Origin of the sequence: Tamlana sedimenti (genome assembly GCF_038148895.1) — a bacterium.
Lineage (GTDB): Bacteria > Bacteroidota > Bacteroidia > Flavobacteriales > Flavobacteriaceae > Tamlana.
Genome location: NZ_JBBVGQ010000005.1, coordinates 62,305 through 82,723, shown reverse-complemented (window position 1 = coordinate 82,723; position 20,419 = coordinate 62,305). Strand labels below are relative to the sequence as shown.

Genomic DNA, 20,419 nt, shown 5'->3' with positions numbered 1-20,419 from the left:
ATGCCCAGGTAATTTGAAAAAGTTATTTACAATATTGAGGTGTTTATTTCTATATCGCTTTCTGCCCAAGCCCTATTGAATTCTTTGAGAATGGCTTCAGCTTCATTTAGTTTCCCTTGTAATTTCAAACTTTTATGCAAGCCTATCAAAGACCATCCATTTTGACGAAGAATTTCTAAGTCTTCTTTGAAAATGTTTTCAGCAGTTTCATATTTTTTGGCCTTTAATAAAACGGCACCTAAGTTTTGTCTGGTCGGTATGTGCCATGCGGAAGGTTCATTATAAATGAGTGCATCTTCAAGTTCTACGGCTTTTTCAAAATATTTAATGGCTTTTTCCAAATCGTTCTTTGCCGAAGCAATTTCTCCAGCAACAACTTCATAAGCTAACGCGGCTATGGTAGTGCCAGAATCAAACCCTGTAGCTATTATTGTTTCCATTTCTGGGTCTTTTTTTAGGGCGGCAATGGCATCAAGTTCTTCTTGAGCTTCTTTTATATTATTTTTTCTAACAAAAGCGACACCTCTCGCATAGTGCCAGATCAGTTTTAAATGCTTTATTTCGTCATTGGGTTTTGGATACGTTAAAATATCATTCCACTTACCAAATCGAGTGTAGGCCAAAAGCGGTGTAGAGGCAAAATTTTGTAAAAAATGAAGTTCTTTCATTTCCCCAACAGGAACTTTTTCAGCAGTTTTCTTTGCCGCATCTATGGCTATATCACTTGCGCCCAATAAGCTTGATGCCGACCATAAAAAATGAATATTGTGTGGGTAATAACCGAGTGGGTACATGCCTTGTGAAAAACATTGCGAGATGTAATCCTCGTCCGCCAGAATGGCTTTTTGATTGGCGGTTACAGCGTCTTTATATCGGCCAACCCTAATATAAATATGTGATGGCATATGGACTATATGGCCTGCGGCAGGCATTAAATTGCCTAGTTTTTCGGCACTGGGCACGGCTAAATCGGGTTTGGGGAGTTCAACCATATGGATGTAATAGTGGTGAGCCCCAGGATGATTTGGATTTATTTTGATGGCTTCCTCAAGGGCAGCTTTTGCCTCAGGAATTTTTGGGGAAGGATTGCCTTTTTTGTCCCAATAATTCCATGGAACGGTATTCATTATCGCGGCAGCGTATAGCGTTAAAATATCAGCATCATTCGGATGGTTTTTGGCGACTTCTGTCATGGCTTCCATATAGGCTTTGTTCAAACCCTCAACTTCCGCTTCGAGGTTAGCGGAGTATCTGTGGGAAAGTGCCTCAATTAAAGCCTGCTCTTTGGGTGCAGCATTTTTTGCCAATAATTTAGCTTTTTCAATGGCTTCGTTGTATTTGTTTTTGCGTTCTTCATCTGGCAATGGGTCGTTAATGTTCGGTCCCAAAACATAGGCTTGTCCCCAAAATGCCATGGCGCAATTGGGGTCTAGTCTTGCCGCTTCCATAAACGAACGGTGGGCTTCGGCATGGTTGAATGCATAGGTTAACCTCAAACCTTGGTTAAAGAACTTTTGTGCCAGGGCATTGTTCGTACTTACTTTATACGTGTGGGTGCCTAAATTTTCGAATAATGGCGCAATTTGTTTTGTGGTATCAACATTTTTTAACAAAAAATTTGCCGGTGTACAGCTTATTGAATTTACTCCAATCTTTTTTGAATAATCGTAAGTTTCTTCTGGAGAAATTTTAAAAAGAAGGGTAGACAATACAAAAATGGATGTAAACAGGATAGCAAGCTTAATTTTCATAATGCCAAGATTAATGTTAGTAAAAGTCCATAACTTTTAGCCTATATCAATTCAAGGGGACGAAAATTGAAAAGAATGATTGAATCAGGTTGATTATCAGGAGCAAAATCAATCCTTTAAATATAGCAAATTTTAACAAGAGGCGCAACGCTTTAGTTATCCTCAAAAAATTTGGGTTAATTAATAGATAAGAATCTGAAGGATTAGGCTACTTTCAAATACCTGTTCGATACAAAATTGAAACCAAAATATAGCACACCAGCAAAAAAGAAATCACCAATTAAAGAGTTTCTAAAAAATGGAATGGCCAAAGTATAACACTCTAACAGGCCATTTAAATTTAACGGATACCAAATAAGCCAAACACCTAAATTGGTTATAATGAAGAAGCTTATGCTGCTGATTAAAATACTTTTAAAGTTCATTTTTTTAGAATAGATGCCAATCAATCCAACCAAAATCAAGGCAGTATAAACAAATACCGAGGTTAGCGTGAAACCTAAAAAGATATCAGAGATGGCCATAGCTAATAACGGAATTATAAAAGCTAGTTTTTTATCAGTAAAATAAACGCCCGAAAACAGGGCAGCAGCGGTAATTGGTGTAACATTGGGCAAATGAGGCACAAGGCGAAATATAATGGCAACTGCTATAAATGCTATAATGATTAACTGTCTTTTACTAAATAAAGAACCCATAATAAGATAATGTTTTTTGATAGTTCAAAAATAAGACTAATTGTTATAACCACGAAACATCTAACACTAAATTTAATGCCCGGACGTGTAACACAGGTAACTTATTGCCTTATGCAAAAGCAATACATTTGGCTAAAACTAATCTTATGCGAGACGGTTCAAACTTAACGCTATACATAGTTGCTGGCGTCATTATAGCTCATTTTCTTTTAGGCTTTATTTACCTTGTTTATAAAATGAGCAAGAAAAAATAATTTCAGTGGGTGCAATTTCTTTTAATAAATTACTTTTGCATTGAAATTTGGTTTTGTCCATTTCACGTGGATAGATTAAAAGGGAATCTGGTGTAATTCCAGGACTGTTCCCGCAACTGTAAGCATAGTGCCCAACTTGATTGGGCATCTCTTCAAAAGAGATTCGTGTTAACTTCAATGTCACTGTTGCGCTTTGGCGTAATGGGAAGACCAGCACGGATACGCAAGTCAGGAGACCTGCCTTTTTCAAAACATATAAGTTAAACTTTCGGGATAAAAGTTTGCGTATGATAATCCATGCGATTCTCGAGTAATTATTCATTAAAATGAACAAAAAAACAAGTGTTTTAGGCGTGCTGTGTTTTGGTATGTCTATGGTTGGTTTTTCGCAAAGCCAAATCGATTCAACAACGGTAGAACAGCTAGATGAAATTGTAGTTTCAGATTCCCGTTTTGAATTGAAAAGAGAAAATTCAGGTAAAACGGTTATTAAGATTTCCAGAAAAGAACTTGAAAACAACCAAGGGCGTTCCATTCCCGAATTAATCAATACAAAAAGTGGCATAGAAATTAACGGAAGCCGTGGTGTTGAAGGTCAAAATCTTGGGAATTATATTAGGGGTGGAAACAACCGACAAGTTTTAGTGCTTATTGATGGTATTCAAATAAACGACCCCTCAAGTGTTTCTAATGATTATGATTTGAGGCTGTTAGACTTAAACACTGTTGAATCTATAGAAATCATAAAAGGGGCGGCCAGTACACTTTATGGAAATGCGGCTGCTACGGCTGTGATAAACATTACGACAAAAAAGGTTTCAGAGGATAGTTTTTCAGGGAGTTTTTTAACTGTTGTTGGGACCAACCAAACCCAAGATGATTTAAATTATAACGGAGCTAGTTTTATCAATAACGTTTCGGTTAATGGGTCGGTAAAGAAGCTGACCTATTTGGCAAGTTTTGGAAACCGATATGCCGATGGGTTATCAGGGGCAAAGTCAGATAACCCAGAGAAAGACCCTTTTTCAAGGTATAACGTAAATATGAAATTGGGTTATGGGTTTTGTAAATCTTTTGAATTGACCGCATTTGCGACTTACGATAATTTTAAATCTGATATTGATGGTTTCCCTCCGCCAACTTACACCTTTTCAGATACGGACTATAAATATAGTTCGCGACAAAAACGAGTAGGTTTGTCCCCGAAAATTAGCTACGAACACGGAAGTTTTCAAATTAATGCAGCTTACACCAAGATCGACCGAGAGACCATCTCTGATTTTTCTTCAATACATGAAGCAGAAAGTTATGTGTTGGATGCGTTTAATAAATATGTTTTTAATGATGCTTTCTACACCATTTTGGGTGTAAATTATGGCAATTACAAAAGTTTGTTTGTTGATGAGGAAGGCTTTACCAACACAGATCCATACATCAATATGGTTTATGTGTCTGATTTTGGTTTGAACATTAATACTGGTGCGCGGTATAACACCTACAGTGAATATGGCTCTCATTTTGTGTATAGTCTAAATCCATCATACAGCGTTTCGGTGAACGATGGTTATACAAAGGTTTTTGGCTCTTATGCCACATCGTTTATTGCGCCTAATTTATCTCAATTATTCGGTTTTTTTGGCGCTAACCCTAACTTGGAACCAGAAGAGAATAAAACCATTGAAGGCGGATTTGAATTCAGCAAAAAACAAGGATTTCGTTTAAATGGCGTTTATTTTAACCGAAAGGAACAGAACACGATTATCTATACCAGTGCTTATGAAAATGCTAGCACAGAAGCAACGGTTCACGGTATTGAGGCAGAAACAGAAGTTAACTTTATAAAAGGTTTAACGGTCAGTGCCAATTATACCTTTACTGAGGTAAAAGATGGCGTGCGCTTGCGAGTGCCCAAGCATAAAGCCAATGCGAGTTTGGGCTATAATTTTTGTAAAAATACATTTGCATCCATAAACTATCAATTTGTTGGTAGAAGAACAGATACTGATTTTTCAACCTACCAAGATGTGCAATTGGACGCTTTTTCTTTAATCGATTTATATTTTAGTCACAGGTTAATCGAAAATAGGTTAAAGTTTTTTGCAAATGTTAGCAATTTGTTCAATGAAGATTATTTCGAGATTTTGGGCTACACAACCAAAGGAAGAAACATAAGTTTAGGTCTAAATATTAATTTATAGAAACCTTAAAAAAAGGTGTTTCATTAAATTTTAAAACAAAAATCCCCGCGGCAATACCTCGGGGATTTTTGTTTTAAGAAACAATTCGTTTAAAATGAAAAACGAAAATCTAAAATTTTGTACTTATTTAGAAAATATAGGTTGAATGATATCCAAAGGAATTTCTCTATCATCTATTAATTTGCCATTGGCCGATTGCAATACTTCAAATGGACTATGGGCGTCAATGCTTTCAGATTTGGTGCTGATTTGTTTGCCACTTGACGTAATTTGCGAAATAGCCTCAGCTAAAAGCGGTTCGTTTTCATCACCTAAAATACCTAAGTTCAATCTGGTTTCGTTTAACATCGTATCGGGTGGAAGTCCATCAATAAAATCAGTATTACCTTGGATGTTTGAGTATTTAAATATCAACGGTTGAAGGGCGTAAGTATGGTTTGGATTGGCACCTTCTTTTAGAAAATTTGGAGAATCATATAACGTCCAAGAACCTTGATATTTACCTCGCGTATTTGAACCTATTTGAACAACATCAATGTATGGAGTCAAAGAATTGATGGTAAACTCACTTGCAGAAGCGCTCCATCTGGTCGTTAAAAAATAAACTTTACTCAGGTTTAAACTATTTAACGACAGACCGTTTTCATTGTCAATAAACTTGTCTTCCAAAAATTCAGGATTGCTTGCTTCAAACTCAGCTTGTAATGCATTATTAAATTGATCTATATTAAGTACTTCACCAGTAAATTGGCCAGTTATTAAACTAGTCAACAAAATAGCTTTACTGGTAAATCCACCTGGGTTATACCTTAAATCTATAACCAAATCTGTTACGCCAGCAGATTTGAATGTGGCAAAAACATTGTTTAATTCTGCAGAACTTCCGTTAAACCCATTGTACATTAAATAGCCAATAGATTTGCCACCAACGTTTAAAACCTTGCTAACGTGTATTGGGTTTTCGGTGAGTTCCTCTTTGGTTAATGCTACAGATGTTCCAAGCGGAGTAACCGAATCATCAGCCGTATCAGGAGTACCATTGGTGTTGTATGTGCCAAGGTCTATGCTGTAGTTTGTATCGTTTAATAGAGAATAATTGTTGTCTGCAGGTGAATTATAGTATAACTCTGTACCATTTACGGCATAAAAAATATCACCACGTTTTAAACCCTTGTTATCAGCGTCACTATCTGGTAAAACATATAATATAATGCCATATCTTGTTGGGTCCGTGCTTGAACGACTAATAAAGGTGTATTGCATACCGTTAGTAAGCCCTTTGCCATTTAAAAGATCTTCATTGGCAAAATAGTCTGGAGTAATCCAGCTAAATTGGTCTATGGTTTGCCTTTGGTAAATCAAGCTTTCAAATAAACTTTCCGGGCTGTTAAAACCATCCAAATAGTTGGCATATTGGGAATTGCTGGAAAAACGGTCATTGGCCAAATCAGGCACATTGTCTTTATACAAGTAAAAAAGATTCATGCCTTTCCAAACAAAATCGTTTATTTCACTTGTGGTAATAGGTACATCATCGTTATCTTCAAAACAACTGAAAGACAGAACAGAAACTGTAAAAAGTAGGATTAGGGCTTTTAAATTTTTCATAAAGCATTTTTAATATAAGTAGTCTATAAAACTCTAAAAATACTTACATTATTGCGATATAAAAAATTTTTGTAACAAAATGGAATGTGGTTCGTCGTAATATCAAATAGCAATAACCAAGCTGTTTCAGTAAACCAATCAGAATGACTCAAACAGAGTTTTTAAATATAGTAATGCCCTTTAAGGATAAAGTGTTTCGTTTAGCCAAACGATTGCTAGTATCTACAGAGGAAGCTGAAGATGCAACTCAAGAAGTTCTGTTGAAATTGTGGAATAACAAGAAAAAGATTCAAGAGTATAAAAACGTTGAAGCCTTTTCCATGACGATGACAAAAAATTATTGTTTTGATAAGTTAAAATCAAAGCAAGCGCAGAACTTAAAGATTGTACATAGCAATTACGAGGATAAGCAGACAGCATTACAAAAGCAAGTTGAGTTGAATGACAGTGTAAATTGGGTGTCGAAAATTATTGAAGAACTACCAGAACAGCAACGCATGATTATTCAATTGAGGGATATAGAAGAATATGATTTTGATGAGATTGCCAAAATGCTGGATATGAATAATACAGCGGTACGTGTAGCCTTATCAAGAGCGAGAAAAACAATTCGTGAACAATTAACTATTACTCATAATTATGGTATTAAATAATATAGAAAAATTACTGGAAAAGTACGAAAACGGTGAAACCACCCTAAAAGAAGAGCAAGTGTTGAAAAACTATTTTATCAGCGACACGGTTGCGCCGCATTTAGAGCATTATAAACCCATGTTTGCGTATTTTTTGGTAAATCAGCAGGAACAGTTTACTAAAGACATTCCATTAAACACCAAACGTATATTTAATTACAAATGGATTTCTGTCGCAGCCGTAGCGGTTCTAATGTTGGGGGTTTATTTTACGATGCCACTTTTTAATGTCGATTCTTGTGAAACGGATTTAGTAGGTACGTACTGTGAACCAGAAAAAGCTTTTGAAGAGGTTTCAAGATCGTTAGCGATGATTTCTGAAAAACTTAACAAAGGCACATCAACCGTTGGGTACTTAAATGAAATGAACAAAGGAACATCAACTTTGGGGTATCTCAACGAAATCGAAAACACAAAAAATATAATTTTTAAAAATTAACATGTACTGAACCAGTTTCAGTATGAATCAAAAAAAGAAACGAACAGAAAAAAACAACTTAAAAACAAGAACAATGAAAAATAAATTAATCGTATTCGTAATGGCCATTATGTTAATGCCTTTAGTGGGAATGGCCCAAAAAGACATCTTCGAAAAATACAGTGAAAATGTAGATGTAACTTATGTAAACATTAAACCAAAAATGTTTCAAATGATAGCCAAAATTGGCATTGATACCGATGATGCCGAAGCCAAGGCTTACATGGATATGGTAAAAAGTATTACCAGCTTTAAAACCATAGTAACCGATAATAAAGTAATATCAACAGATATTGCCAAATGGGTTAAATCGCGTTCAAGTAGTTTAGAGGAGCTTATGGAAGTAAGAGACGACGGCACTGAGGTTAACTTTTATGTAAAAGAAGGCAGGGATGCCGACCATGTTAAGGAGCTTTTAATTTTTGTGAATGGTATTGATAAAAAGATAGAAAGCAATATTGAAATTAATGGGAAGGAGCGTAAAATTGAAACCGTTGTTGTTGCTTTAACTGGCGATATCGATTTGAACGAAATATCTAAGCTTACATCAAAAATGAATATTCCTGGTGGCGAGCATCTAGAAAAAGGAAAATAAGAAACCATCAATCATGCAACGAACATTTAAATATTTAGTTTATACTTTAATTACCGCAGTTTTTTTATCAAGCTGCGGTAATGAAGTTAGTTTGCAACGCTATTATGTAGACCATCAAGAAGCCAAGAACTTCATATCCCAGGATTTTCCATTATCGATGATAGAAATTGATAAATCTGGTTTTACTGAAGAACAAAAGGAGGCATATGATTCGGTGGATAAATTGAATTTTTTAGGCTACAAAGCCAATGAAAAAGATGTCACTTCTTACGAAGCCGAACTTGTCAAGGTTAAGACTATTTTGAGTGACAGCAAGTACAACGATTTAATGGAATTTAGCGATAAAGGCAATAAAATACAGGTGAAGTATATAGGAACGGATGACGAAGCAGATGAGGTTATTCTCTTTGGAAATTCAAAAGAATTAGGCTTTGCCATTGTTAGGATTTTGGGAGACGACATGAGTCCCGATAAAATGATAACCTTAATAAACGCCATGCAAAACGCAAATCTTGAAGAAGCTCAAATTGAGCGCATTACAAATTTCTTCAAGTAATATATAGTTATGTTGATATGAGAAGGCAACCCAGTTTTATGGGTTGTCTTTTTTTATTCATCTAATTCTTGCTCCTGTGGTTCTTCTTCCGATTTAGAGCTCAAGTAAAGAAGATTGAGAATAATCGTGAAGAAGGCAATGGTCATGAGTGTTAAAACAACAAAATTATCTAAGATGTCTAAAATTCCAAAAACAAAAATGCCAATGGCCATTATTCCTGAAAGTATTAAAGATTGCTTGTCGCTTAACATAAATTAAATTCCGGTGTAGTTACTGGGTGTAATACGTTTTAATTCGTCTTTTATTGTATTGGATACCTCTAAGGTATCAATAAAATTTGAAATGGAGTCCTGGTTTATTTTGGAATTTGTTCTTGTCAATCCCTTTAAAGCTTCATAAGGGTTTGAGTAACCTTCACGACGCAATATGGTTTGAATGGCTTCGGCTACAACGGCCCAATTGTTTTCTAAATCTTCGGCAAACTTACTTTCGTTCAATAAAAGTTTGTTCAAACCTTTAAGGGTAGATTTAAATCCAATAAGAGTATGGCCAAATGGTACGCCAACATTTCGTAAAACGGTACTGTCGGTTAAATCGCGTTGTAATCTTGAAACTGGCAATTTTGCGGCAAGATGCTCAAAAACAGCATTGGCAATACCCAAATTACCTTCAGAATTTTCAAAATCAATAGGGTTTACCTTGTGCGGCATGGCCGAACTGCCAACTTCCCCTTTTTTAATTTTTTGTTTGAAATAGTCCATTGAAACGTAGGTCCAGATATCTCGGTCTAAATCAATGATAATCGTATTTATGCGCTTCAAGGTATCAAACAAAGCGGCCATATGGTCGTAATGCTCAATCTGAGTTGTTGGGAAAGAATGTTGCAACCCTAATTTTTCTTGAACAAATTTGCTTCCAAAGGCTTTCCAATCAATATTTGGGTATGCCACATGGTGGGCGTTAAAATTACCGGTTGCCCCACCAAATTTAGCGGCACTTGGTATATCGTTCAATAGATTGAATTGTTCTTCCAAACGGGTTACAAAAACCTGAATTTCTTTTCCCAATCGGGTAGGAGATGCCGGTTGCCCGTGCGTTCTCGCCAACATGGAAATTGATGCCCAATCTTTAGATAAATCTTTTAACTTATTTAAAACAATCAAATATTCGGGTACATAAACGTTGTTCATGGCTTCCTTTAGGCTTAAAGGAATGGCCGTGTTGTTTATGTCTTGTGAGGTAAGCCCGAAGTGAATAAATTCCTTGAACTGGCTCAAACCTAACTTATCAAACTTCTCTTTGATAAAGTACTCAACAGCCTTAACATCATGGTTGGTAATGCTTTCAATCTTTTTGATGGCCAAAGCGTCTTCCTTTGAAAAATCTTGGTAAATAGCCATCAAACTATCAAAAATGCCATGGTCGACCGACTTAAGTTGAGTTAGCGGAATTTCACAAAGTGCAATAAAATATTCTATTTCAACTAAAACACGATATTTTATTAAAGCTTCTTCAGAAAAATAGGGGGCTAGCTCGCTTACTTTACTTCTGTATCTCCCGTCAATTGGAGAAATGGCGTTGAGTGGTGATAATGACATATTCGGTTTGAATTTTAAGGTTGCAAAGATAGGAAAGAAAGTTAGAAGTACGAAGCTAGAAGAGGTAAGTTTGATCCCTTAATTTGATTGGAAATTTTATTTTTTCACATCAGTGGTATTTGGTCTTTTTAGCCTTTCTTCACTTTCTTTAAAATATGCCTGGCCCGTGCCTTAAAAGCGGCACTTTGTTCGTAAAAATCGCGTTCCAGAATTAACCTTAGTTCTGGGTGAACCCAATCATAATCTTTGCCCAATAGATATAAAGTTTGCATAGAGTAGGCCTTGACAGCAACTTTTTGGTTATTGATCATATAGTCAAAACAGGTTTCGATAATGCGCTCTTTGTGCGTGTTGGTCAGTGCCGATTTTAAGGGGTTATCTGCTTTATCATAATAAGCCAAAACTACAAGCTCACAAATTTTGGCAACTGGGCGCACTGCGGAATCTCTTCGGACTTTCGCGATATTTTCTGTAAATGTGTTCAAAAGGGGGATGATAAGTTCGATATTTTTCCTGCAAACAAATTCGAAAACCCAAGCTGCACGATCAGACATTTTATCTTCTACTTTAAAAAGAATTTCCAAAAGTTTGGGCAATAAATCGGGATTTCCAATCACCAAATTGGCATAAAACAACCTTTTACCGTGGGAGTGATCTACGTTATTTAATTCATCGTAAAGTTCGGTGGTAGTCAAAACGATTTTGTTATTTTTATATGCAATTAAAAATATTAAAATGAAGACGATAAAAAAAATACTTTTGGTATTGGCACTCTTGTTTGTAGTTGCCCAATTTTTCGGACCAGAGAAAAATCAGGGTGATTTAAGTTCCATTGAACCTTTTTTGGCTGAAACCAATCCGCCAGAGGATGTAAAACTGATTTTAGAGGAGACTTGTTACGATTGCCATAGCGATGTTACTCGATACCCGTGGTACAACAATATTACCCCTGTAAATTATTGGTTGGCTGCCCATGTTAAGGACGGTAAAAAGCATTTTAATTTTTCTAATTGGGTAGATAATTCCATTAAGCGAAAAGACCATAAATTTGAAGAACTCATTGAAATGGTTGAAGAAAAGGATATGCCATTGCCTTCATACACTTGGACGCACACTGAAGCTAGATTAAGTGACGAACAAATAAAATCTGTTTTAGATTGGGCAAAAATGGTACGGTTTAAGTACAGTATTGCTGCAGAGCCAGAGTAGAAGCCCCATCCTATACTTCCCCAAAGGGGAAGTGAAAGCGTTGTGTAAGATAACTTTGTGATTTACAATTGTTGCCAGATAAAACATTCTTGAATTAGTGGCTAAAAAACTTCTTATTATTGGTTTTGTATGGCCAGAGCCAAAAAGTTCTGCTGCCGGTAGCCGAATGATGCAGCTTATTGAATTTTTTAAGGGGCAAAATTACCAAATATCCTTTGCTAGTGCCTGTGCGAAAAGTGAAAACGCATTTGACTTAACCTCAATTGAGGTTTCGCAAGTACCCATAAAATTAAACCATTACAGTTTTGATGAATTTTTGAAAGGGCTGCAACCCGATGTGGTACTTTTTGACCGCTTTATGGTTGAGGAGCAATTTGGTTGGCGTGTTGCCGAACATTGCCCAAATGCCATTCGCATTTTAGACACTGAAGATTTGCATGGTTTACGAAAAGGCAGGCAGCAAGCTTTTAAAGATAGCGTTGTCTTCAACAAGCCGTATTTGTTTAATGACCACGCAAAGCGCGAAATAGCTAGTATTTACCGAAGTGATTTGAGTTTAATCATTTCTGAAGCTGAAATGGAAATCCTTAAACAAGATTTTAAAGTTGATGAAAATCTGTTGTTTTATTTACCTTTTATGTTGGATGTCATTTTAAAAGAAGATGTTAACAAGCTTCCAAAATTTCAAGAACGAAGCCATTTTATAACCATTGGCAATTTTTTGCATGAACCCAATTATAATGCAGTTTTATATTTAAAGGAAACCATTTGGCCATTGATACGCAAGCAACTCCCAAAAGCTGAATTGCATGTTTACGGCGCTTATGCCTCGCAAAAAGTGAATCAACTGCACAACGAAAAAGAAGGGTTTTTAATAAAAGGTTTTGCTGAAGATGTCAACCAAGTAATGCAGCGTGCAAAAATATGTTTAGCACCGCTTAGGTTTGGTGCGGGTCTAAAAGGCAAATTGGTTGACGCGATGCAAAACGGTACGCCGTGCGTTATGACACCCATTGCGGCAGAAGGCATGTTTAGTGCGTTACCGCCCAATGGATTTATAGAAGACACGCCAGAAGCCTTTGCAGAAAAAGCAATGCAATTATATAAGAATGAGGTACTTTGGGCTGAAAAACAGCAAAACGGATTTGAGATTATCAATGCCCGATTTAATAAAAACGAACATCAAGAAAAGTTTTTAAAGGCAATTTTAGAAACATCGCAACAACTCGACGACAAACGACAAAACAATTTTACTGGGCAAATGCTACAGCACCATACCTTGCAAAGCAGTAAGTTTATGGGCAAATGGATTGAGGAAAAGAATAAAGATTGATTTCACAAGCGCCCTTTAAATCAACCCCATCATCCGTCTAACCCCAACAGTAGCTGTTTCTGAAATAACGGTTAAGTTATTTTGGCTTGCAATATTGGGTTTGGGGTCAATAAAATAAGTTGGGGTGTTTTGTGGCACATAATGCATTAAACCTGCGGCAGGGTACACTTGCATGGAGGTGCCAATAATGGCCAACAAATCTGCGGTTTCACAAATATCAAATGCTTTTTCAATCATGGGTACGTCTTCACCAAACCACACAATATGTGGGCGCAGTTGGTAACCTAGTTTACAGGTATCGCCCAAAAGTAAATCGGTTTTCCATTCCAAAATATCGGTTTCGTTGTAGGTACTTCGCACTTTTAAAAGTTCGCCATGCAGATGGGTCACCTGGGTGCTTCCTGCGCGTTCGTGCAAATCATCTACATTTTGGGTAATGATGCTTACTTTATAATTTTTTTCAAGTTCGGCCAAATCAAAATGGGCTTGGTTGGGTTTTACTTCAAAAAGTTGTCTTCGGCGCTGGTTGTAAAAATCTAAAACCAATCTGGGGTTTGCCGCAAAACCTTGGGGCGTGGCCACTTCCATAACATCATGGCCTTCCCATAGTCCGTCAGCATCCCTAAAGGTTTTAATGCCGCTTTCGGCACTCATGCCCGCTCCTGTAAGTACAACAAGGTGTTTCATATCATAAAGATAATAACTTTAAAGTCATTGCGAATCACGCCATGGGTGCGATATAGAAATCTTTTAAATAGAACTTTAAATAAAAAGATTACCACGTCACTTCGTTCTTCGTAATGACACAATTCTTATTTTTGAAGCTATGATAGATTTAAAACTCCTGGAACATTTAGAAACCCATTTAACCCCAAAAAGGCTTGACCGTTTTAAGTATGTTTTATCGCAACGCACGAAGCATTTTACCGTAGCCACGGAAGATGTGTACCAGTTGCACAACACCAGTGCCGTTATTAGAAGTTGCGACGTTTTTGGTATTCAGGAAGTCAACATAATCGAAGAACGTAATACCAAGCGGATTGACCGAGAAATTGCCATGGGCGCCCAAAAGTGGGTAGATTTAAATCGGTATCATTCGGTTAAAGATTGCATTGCAGACTTAAAACAAAAGGGCTATCAAATTGTGGCCACAACACCGCATACCAACGATTGCGTTTTGCACGAGTTTGACGAAACAAAAAAATCATGTTTTTTCTTTGGAAGAGAAACAGAAGGCCTATCGGAAGAAGTTCTGAATGCTGCCGATTGCTATTTGAAAATCCCTATGGTTGGCTTTACGGAAAGTTTGAACATTTCGGTTTCGGCAGCCATTATTTTGCAACACGTTACCACCAAACTGAAGCAAACTGAAATACATTGGCAATTATCAGAAAATGAGCGACTTGAAAAACAAATGGATTGGATAAAGAAAACGTTAAAAAGTTATGATGCCATTGTAAAGCGCTATTACGATGCCAAAAATTGACTATCTTTAATAGTCCAATTAATTCTCCATTGTTATGATGATTCTTTTGTATGTTTTTTTGGTAATTGCTTTTGTTTTTATCATTTTAATCCTTGTGGCGCCAAGGCAGTTTGATGTTAGTAGAAGAATAACCATCAATATGCCTATTTCAGATGTTTATAACTATTTAAAATATGTAAAAAATCAGGACCACTGGTCGCCGTGGAAAAAGAAAGACCCTAATATGAAACAGGAGTTTTTTGGGGTTGATGGAGAGGTAGGTTTTGTTGCAAAATGGGAAGGCAATAAAGATGTGGGTTCTGGGGAACAGGAAATTGTTGGTGTTGTTGAAAATGATATCCTTAAAACAAAATTGCGGTTCTATAAACCTTGGAAATCAGAATCGGATGCTTACTTGAAAGTCGAGGCTCTTGGCTTAAATAAAACAAATGTGGTTTGGGGTTTTTCAGGTGAAAGCAAGCCACCTTCAAACGTATTTTTTATGTTTTTTAATATGGATAAGGCCGTGGGTAAAGATTTTGAGGAAGGGTTGGCAAGCCTGAAAATAATTTTAGAAAAGTAAAATGGGTTAGCCTTACATTCAAATGCATAAAAAAACGGAATCAAAATTTTTGATTCCGTTTTTCATTTATATTGTTTTATTATTTACAATCTGTTGCTTCGCCCTCGATTTAAAAGCTTGTATTCTTCATAGCACTCACTAATGGCATCGAGAATTTGAAGGTCGTTGGCTGTTTGTATAAATCCTTTGGAGTAGTTGCATTGGTTCACAATTTCATCTAAATCTACACGGTCTACATTCAATAAAACCATCAGCATTTCGCGGTCAAAACGTGAAGCCAATAAATTTCTGATTTCGTCATCTTCCTTCATTTTTTTCAGCTTACGCAGTTCATTTGGTTTTTTGCCAAACATACGGTGCAGAAAATCGGCCGGGTTAAAAATAGAACCGACAACCTTGGTCAACGTAGATTTTTTACCAGCTTCGTAACCTGTCCCTTCCAAGCCAGAAATACTGTATCGGTAATTGTCGTTTGGTAATGGAACTTGTTTGATGTCAACCTCCAAATAGCCTGTTAATCTCAATTGGTTAACAACCACTTCTTCAAGCGCTAAGGCAAGTTCGGTTAATTCAATTTTTGAACTCCCAAATTTTAGCCAGTCATTGGTTACCCTAACTTTTATGGATTTAAAACCCAAATAGGAAAAATGAAGCGTATCGTTGGGTTTTGCCGAAATTTGAAATTCACCATCTGCATTTGTTGTAGTACCAATAACCTGGTTAAGGTTAACAATATTTACACTTTCAAGAGGTGTATCGTCTGAAGCATTTATCACAACACCTAACACTTTATCGGCTTCTTGAGCCAAACCAAAAGCCGAAGTAAGTATAAAAGTTATTAGCAGTAGGTGTTTCTTCATAGCATTTATTAACGCGAATTTAGTGATAAAATTACTAAAGAAAATCTTTGGAAAGTTTTTCTGCGTTTATTTTGACTAAACATTAACAAAAAAGTTTAACTATCTTCTGGAACGTCTTGGCCTTGATGCTGCAAAATCACCTGAATTGGAACGTCTTGGCTTCGATTTACCTTCAGAACGTCTTCTTTCACCTCTATTTCCTGAACCTGCTTTAAAATCTTCTCTTTTTGGGCCTTTTTTACCCTCGCGTCTTTTTCTTCCTTTTTTGCCATCACGTTTTTTACCACCACCTCGGTTTTCAGAAACTTCAACATTTACAAAGCGACCCTCATGCTTAAAGTCGGTAAAATGGGAGAGTACTTTCTCTTTTAGTTCATTTTCGGTGTTGAAAAATGAGAAGCTGTCTTTGGTCTCAACTTTAAAAATATCGTCTCTGCCCAAATCCAATTGTTCTCTCAAGAAATCTTTCAGCTTCATCCAATCGAAACCATCTTTTCCACCAACATTTATGAAGTAGCGCGTTGAATCGGCTCCACCTTTAAATTCGCGACCGCCATCACGTTCACTTGTATTTTCAGAAACATTTAAGTTTTTGGCTTTTTGATAGTAATTGTAAAAACGGGTAAACTCAACCGAAAAGAACTTTTTGATTAACTCATCCTTGGTTGTATCGGCAAAAAGTGCGTTGATACTAGTTAAATATTTATCGATTTCGTGGTTGATTTCCGTGTTGTGGATTTTATTGGCAAGCGACATTAATTGCACTTCGCAAATTTCCATACCATCAGGAATTTCCTTTTTCTCGAATTGCTTTTTAATGATGCGCTCTATACTCTTAATTTTTCGCACTTCACTTTTTGAAACAATAACCATGGAAACCCCGGTTTTTCCAGCACGACCAGTACGTCCTGAACGGTGTGTGTAGGTTTCAATTTCGTCTGGCAATTGGTAGTTTATCACGTGGGTAATATCATCCACATCAATACCGCGGGCAGCCACGTCGGTTGCGACCAACATCTGGATTTGGTTTTTTCTAAAAGCGTTCATCACCAAATCGCGTTGGTTTTGGCTTAAATCACCATGGAGTGCTCCTGCGTTGTAACCATCTTCAATAAGTTGTTCGGCTACTTTTTGGGTATCTCGCTTTGTACGGCAGAACACCACAGAAAAAATATCTGGATTGGCATCGGCCAATCGTTTTAATGCATCGTAGCGGTCTCTGGCGTTTACCAAATAATATTCGTGAGATACTTGACTGGTACTTTCGTTTTTATTTCCAACGGTAATCTCCTTTGGATTGAACATGAAGTTTTTGGCAATGGCAGCCACTTCTTTTGGCATGGTTGCCGAAAATAACCAAGTGCTTTTATCAACAGGTGTGTGCGATAAGATATCATCAATGTCTTCCTTGAAGCCCATGTTTAACATTTCGTCGGCTTCGTCTAAAACGGAGTATTCAATTTTAGTGATATCAACCAAATTTCGGCTAATCATATCCTTCATTCTACCAGGGGTAGCCACAATAATTTGCGCGCCACGCTTTACTTCTCTGGCTTGCTCGGTAATACTTGCACCGCCATACACCGCAACTACGTTTAGGCCATTACAGTACTTGCCGTAAAGCTTCATTTCGTTGGTGATTTGCAGACAAAGTTCGCGTGTTGGAGATAAGATTAAACCTTGAGTAGTTCTGCTGTCAATATCAATTTTTTGAAGCATGGGAAACCCAAAGGCTGCGGTTTTTCCGGTTCCAGTTTGTGCTAAAGCAACTAAATCGCCTTCAGATTCCAATAGAATAGGAATGGCTTTTTGTTGAACTTCACTGGGTTTTGTAAATCCTAAATCGGCAATGGCTTGCAATAGGTTGTCATTAAGACCTAAATCTTGGAATGTGCTCATTCTTTTGTATAAGTATTCGATTATGTTATGCAGTGTTACATAAGAAGTGAATCGACATACTTAAACCTAAACTTCCAGTAACACATCCTCACCCTGAGGAATTTAACTCAATTTTTGAGTTTCAAGCGGCAAAGATAATCTTTTATTTGTCAATTAGACTATTTTATGTTTTTGTTATGAATTAGGGTCAAAATTTTGTTTAAAATGGGGTTTCTGTTGTCTTTGTTCCAGATGACCGAAAGTACCGTTCTTTGAGAAATTTTATTGAGTTCAATGAATTTTATTTTAGAATTGTTTTCGTCTACTAAGGATTTTGGAACAATGGAAACGCCAAAATTATTTTCAACCAGTTTGTATATGGAACCCGCGTGAATGGTGTTGTGGGATATGATGGGTGAAAATCCGCTGTCATCAAAAATGGCTATCACTTTTTCGTAATAGGATGCACTGTATTCGGGGTCGAACAGAATAAAGTGTTCGTCCTTAAGTTGAGAAAGCTGTTTAAAATTTGAAGCATTTAATGGATGTTCTTGAGGCAATACCAAACAAAAAGGTTCCTTTAAAATAGGTCTTAATTGCAAACCTCTCGGAACACGTTCTAGTCTAACAAAACCAATATCTATATCTTGGGAAAGTAATCCTTCAATTTGTTTAGTGTTGTCCATTTCCTTGAGACTAAAGAGAATATTGGGATGGTCTTTGGTGAAATTTACCAATAAATCGGGTATAATTTGTTGCATGGCAGAACCCACATAGCCAAAGTTTAATTGCCCGTCCTTACCATCTTCCAAAAGTTTGGCGTGATGAAAAATAGCATCCAAACTTTTTAGGTTTTTGGTGAGTTCTTCTTTTAAGTACTGTCCAACATGGGTTAGTTTCACCTGCCTGTTGTGTCGGTCAAAAAGCTTAACACCCAAACTTTCTTCCATATCTTTTATTTGTCGGCTCAAACCTGGTTGTGAAATGAACAGCTTTTCCGCGGCTTTCCTGAAGTGCAATTCATTGGCTACAGCTAAAAAATAGTTTATGTGGCGTAGTTCTAATTGATAACTCATACTTATTAAATATTGAATTAAATAGTATTATTAAGCATCAAAATTATCAATAATTTTGTAGAAATCAAATTCAGTCACAAATAGATAGTTAAATATGTTCGCATACGGAATAGACAAATTAACGGTAGATAAAGTGTTGGCTATTGCCAATGGTGATTTAAAAACAACGCTAACCGAGCAAGCCATTAAAAGCATTAATGATTGTAGGCTAAAAGTGGAAACCATAGCAAATGCCACCAAGCCTGTATATGGCATTAATACAGGTTTTGGTCCATTATGTGATGTTAAAATATCTCCAGAGGAAACCAGTCTGCTTCAAAAAAACTTGCTCATAACCCATGCGGTTGGTGTTGGGAAACCCATAGACAAACAACTGTCTAAACTCATGATGATTTGCAAGGTGCATGCCCTTAGCAAAGGGTTTTCGGGTATACGATTGGAAGTTATTGAGCGCATTATCTATTTTGTTGAAAACGATTTGTTGCCTGTAGTGCCAGAGCAAGGTTCGGTAGGTGCCTCTGGCGATTTGGCACCATTAGCACATTTGTTTTTGCCATTGATTGGCGAAGGCGAATTTTGGGTTGGCGAGGAAATTGTTCCAGCAAAAGAGGTGTTAAAAAAACATCAGTTAAAACCCATCGAATTGCAAGCTAAAGAAGGATTGGCTTTGATTAATGGGACACAATTTATTTTGGCTCATGCCATTATTGGTTTGAAAAAGATGGAATACCTATTGGATTTGGCCGATGTTTGTGGTGCTTTCAGTATTGAAGGCTATCAAGGAAGTTCGGCGCCATTTCGTGACGAATTACATAGACTGCGACCGTTTAGAGGTACGATTGAAGTTGCGGAGCGCATGACGATGTTGCTTTATAGGTCCCAAAATGTCGATTCGCATGAAAATTGTGAACGCGTGCAAGACCCTTATTCCATGCGATGCATTCCCCAAGTACACGGCGCTTCAAGAAATGCCTATCATCACTTGCTGAAACTGACCAAAATTGAAATGAATTCAGTTACCGATAACCCTATTGTTTTGAGTGAAACTGAAGCGATTTCTGGAGGCAATTTTCATGGGCAACCTTTGGCCATGGCTTTAGATTATTGTTCGATTGCTGCAGCCGAATTGGGAAACATTTCAGATAGAAGATGTTATTTACTCATTGAAGGCAAGTTTGGATTACCGCGATTATTAACTACTGGCGGCGGATTGAATTCTGGTTTTATGATTCCGCAATACACCACAGCCGCTTTGGTAACTGAGAATAAATCATTGTGTTTTCCGCCATCGGCCGATAGTATTCCCACCTCTTTGGGGCAAGAAGACCATGTGTCTATGGGCAGTATTTCGGGGCGTAAATTCAATCAGGTTTTAGAAAATCTTGAAAAAATTCTGGCTATAGAATTGATGTATGGCGCACAAGCTTTGGAGTTTAGAAGACCAAATACATTTTCAGATATCATTGAAGAAAACCATAAAATCATCAGAATAAAAGTCCCAAAATTAGAAGATGATAGAATTTTAAAAGACGACATCCATAACATGATTGAGCTTGTTAAGAAAAAAGCCTTCAATTTAAGATAAAA

Annotated in this window: 20 protein-coding genes and 1 riboswitch; of the genes, 10 read left to right on the top strand and 10 right to left on the bottom strand. The window is 36.9% G+C overall.

The window, feature by feature from the left end:
* Window positions 1–26: 26 nt before the first annotated feature.
* Complete coding sequence (locus WJN01_RS12805; RefSeq protein WP_445197557.1) at window positions 27–1,751, bottom strand: tetratricopeptide repeat protein; 1,725 nt, start codon at window positions 1,749–1,751, stop codon at window positions 27–29.
* A gap of 203 nt (window positions 1,752–1,954) precedes the next feature.
* On the bottom strand, window positions 1,955–2,449 hold the full coding sequence (locus tag WJN01_RS12800) for a DUF6580 family putative transport protein (protein ID WP_445197556.1): 495 nt from the start codon (window positions 2,447–2,449) through the stop codon (window positions 1,955–1,957).
* 285 nt (window positions 2,450–2,734) lie between these two features.
* Window positions 2,735–2,962, top strand: a riboswitch (cobalamin riboswitch).
* Between the two features lie 67 nt (window positions 2,963–3,029).
* Between WJN01_RS12800 and WJN01_RS12795 the strand changes: the two genes are divergently transcribed.
* On the top strand, window positions 3,030–4,901 hold the full coding sequence (locus WJN01_RS12795; protein WP_445197555.1) for a TonB-dependent receptor plug domain-containing protein: 1,872 nt from the start codon (window positions 3,030–3,032) through the stop codon (window positions 4,899–4,901).
* Window positions 4,902–5,024: 123 nt separating this feature from the next.
* Here the strand turns inward: WJN01_RS12795 and WJN01_RS12790 are convergent, their stop codons facing one another.
* Window positions 5,025–6,509 carry a GFO_1087 family putative carboxy terminal peptidase gene (locus WJN01_RS12790; protein ID WP_445197554.1) on the bottom strand — a complete coding sequence of 495 codons (1,485 nt, stop codon included), beginning with the start codon at window positions 6,507–6,509 and terminating at the stop codon, window positions 5,025–5,027.
* Between the two features lie 143 nt (window positions 6,510–6,652).
* Between WJN01_RS12790 and WJN01_RS12785 the strand changes: the two genes are divergently transcribed.
* The 4 genes from WJN01_RS12785 to WJN01_RS12770 all read left to right on the top strand — a co-directional run bounded on the left by WJN01_RS12785 (window position 6,653) and on the right by WJN01_RS12770 (window position 8,830).
* A complete protein-coding gene (locus WJN01_RS12785) occupies window positions 6,653–7,162 on the top strand; it encodes a GFO_1088 family ECF-type sigma factor (protein ID WP_445197553.1) in 510 nt (169 codons plus the stop codon).
* Window positions 7,149–7,640 carry a PG0215 family putative anti-sigma factor gene (locus WJN01_RS12780; RefSeq protein ID WP_445197552.1) on the top strand — a complete coding sequence of 164 codons (492 nt, stop codon included), beginning with the start codon at window positions 7,149–7,151 and terminating at the stop codon, window positions 7,638–7,640. The genes WJN01_RS12785 and WJN01_RS12780 overlap by 14 nt, the downstream gene beginning before the upstream one ends.
* A 73-nt stretch (window positions 7,641–7,713) precedes the next feature.
* Entirely contained in the window at window positions 7,714–8,274 is a 561-nt protein-coding gene (locus WJN01_RS12775; RefSeq protein ID WP_445197551.1) for a GFO_1090 family protein, read from the top strand.
* A gap of 13 nt (window positions 8,275–8,287) precedes the next feature.
* Window positions 8,288–8,830, top strand: a complete 543-nt coding sequence (locus tag WJN01_RS12770; protein ID WP_445197550.1) for a GFO_1091 family lipoprotein — start codon at window positions 8,288–8,290, stop codon at window positions 8,828–8,830.
* Window positions 8,831–8,883: 53 nt separating this feature from the next.
* Here WJN01_RS12770 and WJN01_RS12765 read toward each other — a convergent pair whose 3' ends face one another.
* The 3 genes from WJN01_RS12765 to WJN01_RS12755 all read right to left on the bottom strand — a co-directional run bounded on the left by WJN01_RS12765 (window position 8,884) and on the right by WJN01_RS12755 (window position 11,123).
* Complete coding sequence (locus WJN01_RS12765) at window positions 8,884–9,081, bottom strand: hypothetical protein (protein ID WP_445197549.1); 198 nt, start codon at window positions 9,079–9,081, stop codon at window positions 8,884–8,886.
* A 3-nt stretch (window positions 9,082–9,084) separates the two neighbouring features.
* Window positions 9,085–10,428 carry an adenylosuccinate lyase gene (gene purB, locus WJN01_RS12760; protein WP_445197548.1) on the bottom strand — a complete coding sequence of 448 codons (1,344 nt, stop codon included), beginning with the start codon at window positions 10,426–10,428 and terminating at the stop codon, window positions 9,085–9,087.
* Window positions 10,429–10,556: 128 nt separating this feature from the next.
* The gene (locus WJN01_RS12755; RefSeq protein ID WP_445197547.1) at window positions 10,557–11,123 is read right to left on the bottom strand and encodes a HEAT-like fold family protein; all 567 of its coding nucleotides are present in this window, start codon (window positions 11,121–11,123) and stop codon (window positions 10,557–10,559) included.
* 40 nt (window positions 11,124–11,163) lie between these two features.
* Between WJN01_RS12755 and WJN01_RS12750 the strand changes: the two genes are divergently transcribed.
* On the top strand, window positions 11,164–11,637 hold the full coding sequence (locus tag WJN01_RS12750; RefSeq protein WP_445197546.1) for a heme-binding domain-containing protein: 474 nt from the start codon (window positions 11,164–11,166) through the stop codon (window positions 11,635–11,637).
* A gap of 97 nt (window positions 11,638–11,734) precedes the next feature.
* Complete coding sequence (locus WJN01_RS12745) at window positions 11,735–12,970, top strand: glycosyltransferase family 4 protein (RefSeq protein WP_445197545.1); 1,236 nt, start codon at window positions 11,735–11,737, stop codon at window positions 12,968–12,970.
* A 15-nt stretch (window positions 12,971–12,985) separates the two neighbouring features.
* Here the strand turns inward: WJN01_RS12745 and WJN01_RS12740 are convergent, their stop codons facing one another.
* Window positions 12,986–13,657 carry an SIR2 family NAD-dependent protein deacylase gene (locus tag WJN01_RS12740; RefSeq protein WP_445197544.1) on the bottom strand — a complete coding sequence of 224 codons (672 nt, stop codon included), beginning with the start codon at window positions 13,655–13,657 and terminating at the stop codon, window positions 12,986–12,988.
* 139 nt (window positions 13,658–13,796) lie between these two features.
* Between WJN01_RS12740 and WJN01_RS12735 the strand changes: the two genes are divergently transcribed.
* Both WJN01_RS12735 and WJN01_RS12730 read left to right on the top strand, forming a co-directional pair.
* Entirely contained in the window at window positions 13,797–14,456 is a 660-nt protein-coding gene (locus WJN01_RS12735) for a TrmH family RNA methyltransferase (protein ID WP_445197543.1), read from the top strand.
* 34 nt (window positions 14,457–14,490) lie between these two features.
* Window positions 14,491–15,018: an SRPBCC family protein gene (locus tag WJN01_RS12730; protein ID WP_445197542.1), complete on the top strand. Its 528-nt coding sequence runs from the start codon at window positions 14,491–14,493 to the stop codon at window positions 15,016–15,018.
* A gap of 83 nt (window positions 15,019–15,101) precedes the next feature.
* On the opposite strand, the gene WJN01_RS12725 is transcribed toward WJN01_RS12730, so the two are convergent.
* The 3 genes from WJN01_RS12725 to WJN01_RS12715 all read right to left on the bottom strand — a co-directional run bounded on the left by WJN01_RS12725 (window position 15,102) and on the right by WJN01_RS12715 (window position 18,832).
* Window positions 15,102–15,878, bottom strand: a complete 777-nt coding sequence (locus tag WJN01_RS12725; RefSeq protein ID WP_445197541.1) for a carboxypeptidase-like regulatory domain-containing protein — start codon at window positions 15,876–15,878, stop codon at window positions 15,102–15,104.
* 99 nt (window positions 15,879–15,977) lie between these two features.
* The gene (locus WJN01_RS12720) at window positions 15,978–17,777 is read right to left on the bottom strand and encodes a DEAD/DEAH box helicase (RefSeq protein WP_445197540.1); all 1,800 of its coding nucleotides are present in this window, start codon (window positions 17,775–17,777) and stop codon (window positions 15,978–15,980) included.
* A gap of 158 nt (window positions 17,778–17,935) precedes the next feature.
* The gene (locus tag WJN01_RS12715) at window positions 17,936–18,832 is read right to left on the bottom strand and encodes a LysR family transcriptional regulator (RefSeq protein ID WP_445197539.1); all 897 of its coding nucleotides are present in this window, start codon (window positions 18,830–18,832) and stop codon (window positions 17,936–17,938) included.
* Window positions 18,833–18,926: 94 nt separating this feature from the next.
* Here WJN01_RS12715 and hutH point away from each other — a divergent pair, with 94 nt between their 5' ends.
* On the top strand, window positions 18,927–20,417 hold the full coding sequence (hutH, locus tag WJN01_RS12710; RefSeq protein ID WP_445197538.1) for a histidine ammonia-lyase: 1,491 nt from the start codon (window positions 18,927–18,929) through the stop codon (window positions 20,415–20,417).
* Window positions 20,418–20,419 lie beyond the last annotated feature (2 nt).

Excerpts from the sequence above, each read along its gene's own strand:
- WJN01_RS12805 (WP_445197557.1), bottom strand. The coding sequence starts at position 1,751 with ATGAAAATTAAGCTTGCTATCCTGTTTACATCCATTTTTGTATTGTCT.
- WJN01_RS12800 (WP_445197556.1), bottom strand. The coding sequence starts at position 2,449 with ATGGGTTCTTTATTTAGTAAAAGACAGTTAATCATTATAGCATTTATA.
- WJN01_RS12795 (WP_445197555.1), top strand. The coding sequence starts at position 3,030 with ATGAACAAAAAAACAAGTGTTTTAGGCGTGCTGTGTTTTGGTATGTCT.
- WJN01_RS12790 (WP_445197554.1), bottom strand. The coding sequence starts at position 6,509 with ATGAAAAATTTAAAAGCCCTAATCCTACTTTTTACAGTTTCTGTTCTG.
- WJN01_RS12785 (WP_445197553.1), top strand. The coding sequence starts at position 6,653 with ATGACTCAAACAGAGTTTTTAAATATAGTAATGCCCTTTAAGGATAAA.
- WJN01_RS12780 (WP_445197552.1), top strand. The coding sequence starts at position 7,149 with ATGGTATTAAATAATATAGAAAAATTACTGGAAAAGTACGAAAACGGT.
- WJN01_RS12775 (WP_445197551.1), top strand. The coding sequence starts at position 7,714 with ATGAAAAATAAATTAATCGTATTCGTAATGGCCATTATGTTAATGCCT.
- WJN01_RS12770 (WP_445197550.1), top strand. The coding sequence starts at position 8,288 with ATGCAACGAACATTTAAATATTTAGTTTATACTTTAATTACCGCAGTT.
- WJN01_RS12765 (WP_445197549.1), bottom strand. The coding sequence starts at position 9,081 with ATGTTAAGCGACAAGCAATCTTTAATACTTTCAGGAATAATGGCCATT.
- purB (WP_445197548.1), bottom strand. The coding sequence starts at position 10,428 with ATGTCATTATCACCACTCAACGCCATTTCTCCAATTGACGGGAGATAC.
- WJN01_RS12750 (WP_445197546.1), top strand. The coding sequence starts at position 11,164 with ATGAAGACGATAAAAAAAATACTTTTGGTATTGGCACTCTTGTTTGTA.
- WJN01_RS12740 (WP_445197544.1), bottom strand. The coding sequence starts at position 13,657 with ATGAAACACCTTGTTGTACTTACAGGAGCGGGCATGAGTGCCGAAAGC.
- WJN01_RS12735 (WP_445197543.1), top strand. The coding sequence starts at position 13,797 with ATGATAGATTTAAAACTCCTGGAACATTTAGAAACCCATTTAACCCCA.
- WJN01_RS12730 (WP_445197542.1), top strand. The coding sequence starts at position 14,491 with ATGATGATTCTTTTGTATGTTTTTTTGGTAATTGCTTTTGTTTTTATC.
- WJN01_RS12725 (WP_445197541.1), bottom strand. The coding sequence starts at position 15,878 with ATGAAGAAACACCTACTGCTAATAACTTTTATACTTACTTCGGCTTTT.
- WJN01_RS12720 (WP_445197540.1), bottom strand. The coding sequence starts at position 17,777 with ATGAGCACATTCCAAGATTTAGGTCTTAATGACAACCTATTGCAAGCC.
- WJN01_RS12715 (WP_445197539.1), bottom strand. The coding sequence starts at position 18,832 with ATGAGTTATCAATTAGAACTACGCCACATAAACTATTTTTTAGCTGTA.
- hutH (WP_445197538.1), top strand. The coding sequence starts at position 18,927 with ATGTTCGCATACGGAATAGACAAATTAACGGTAGATAAAGTGTTGGCT.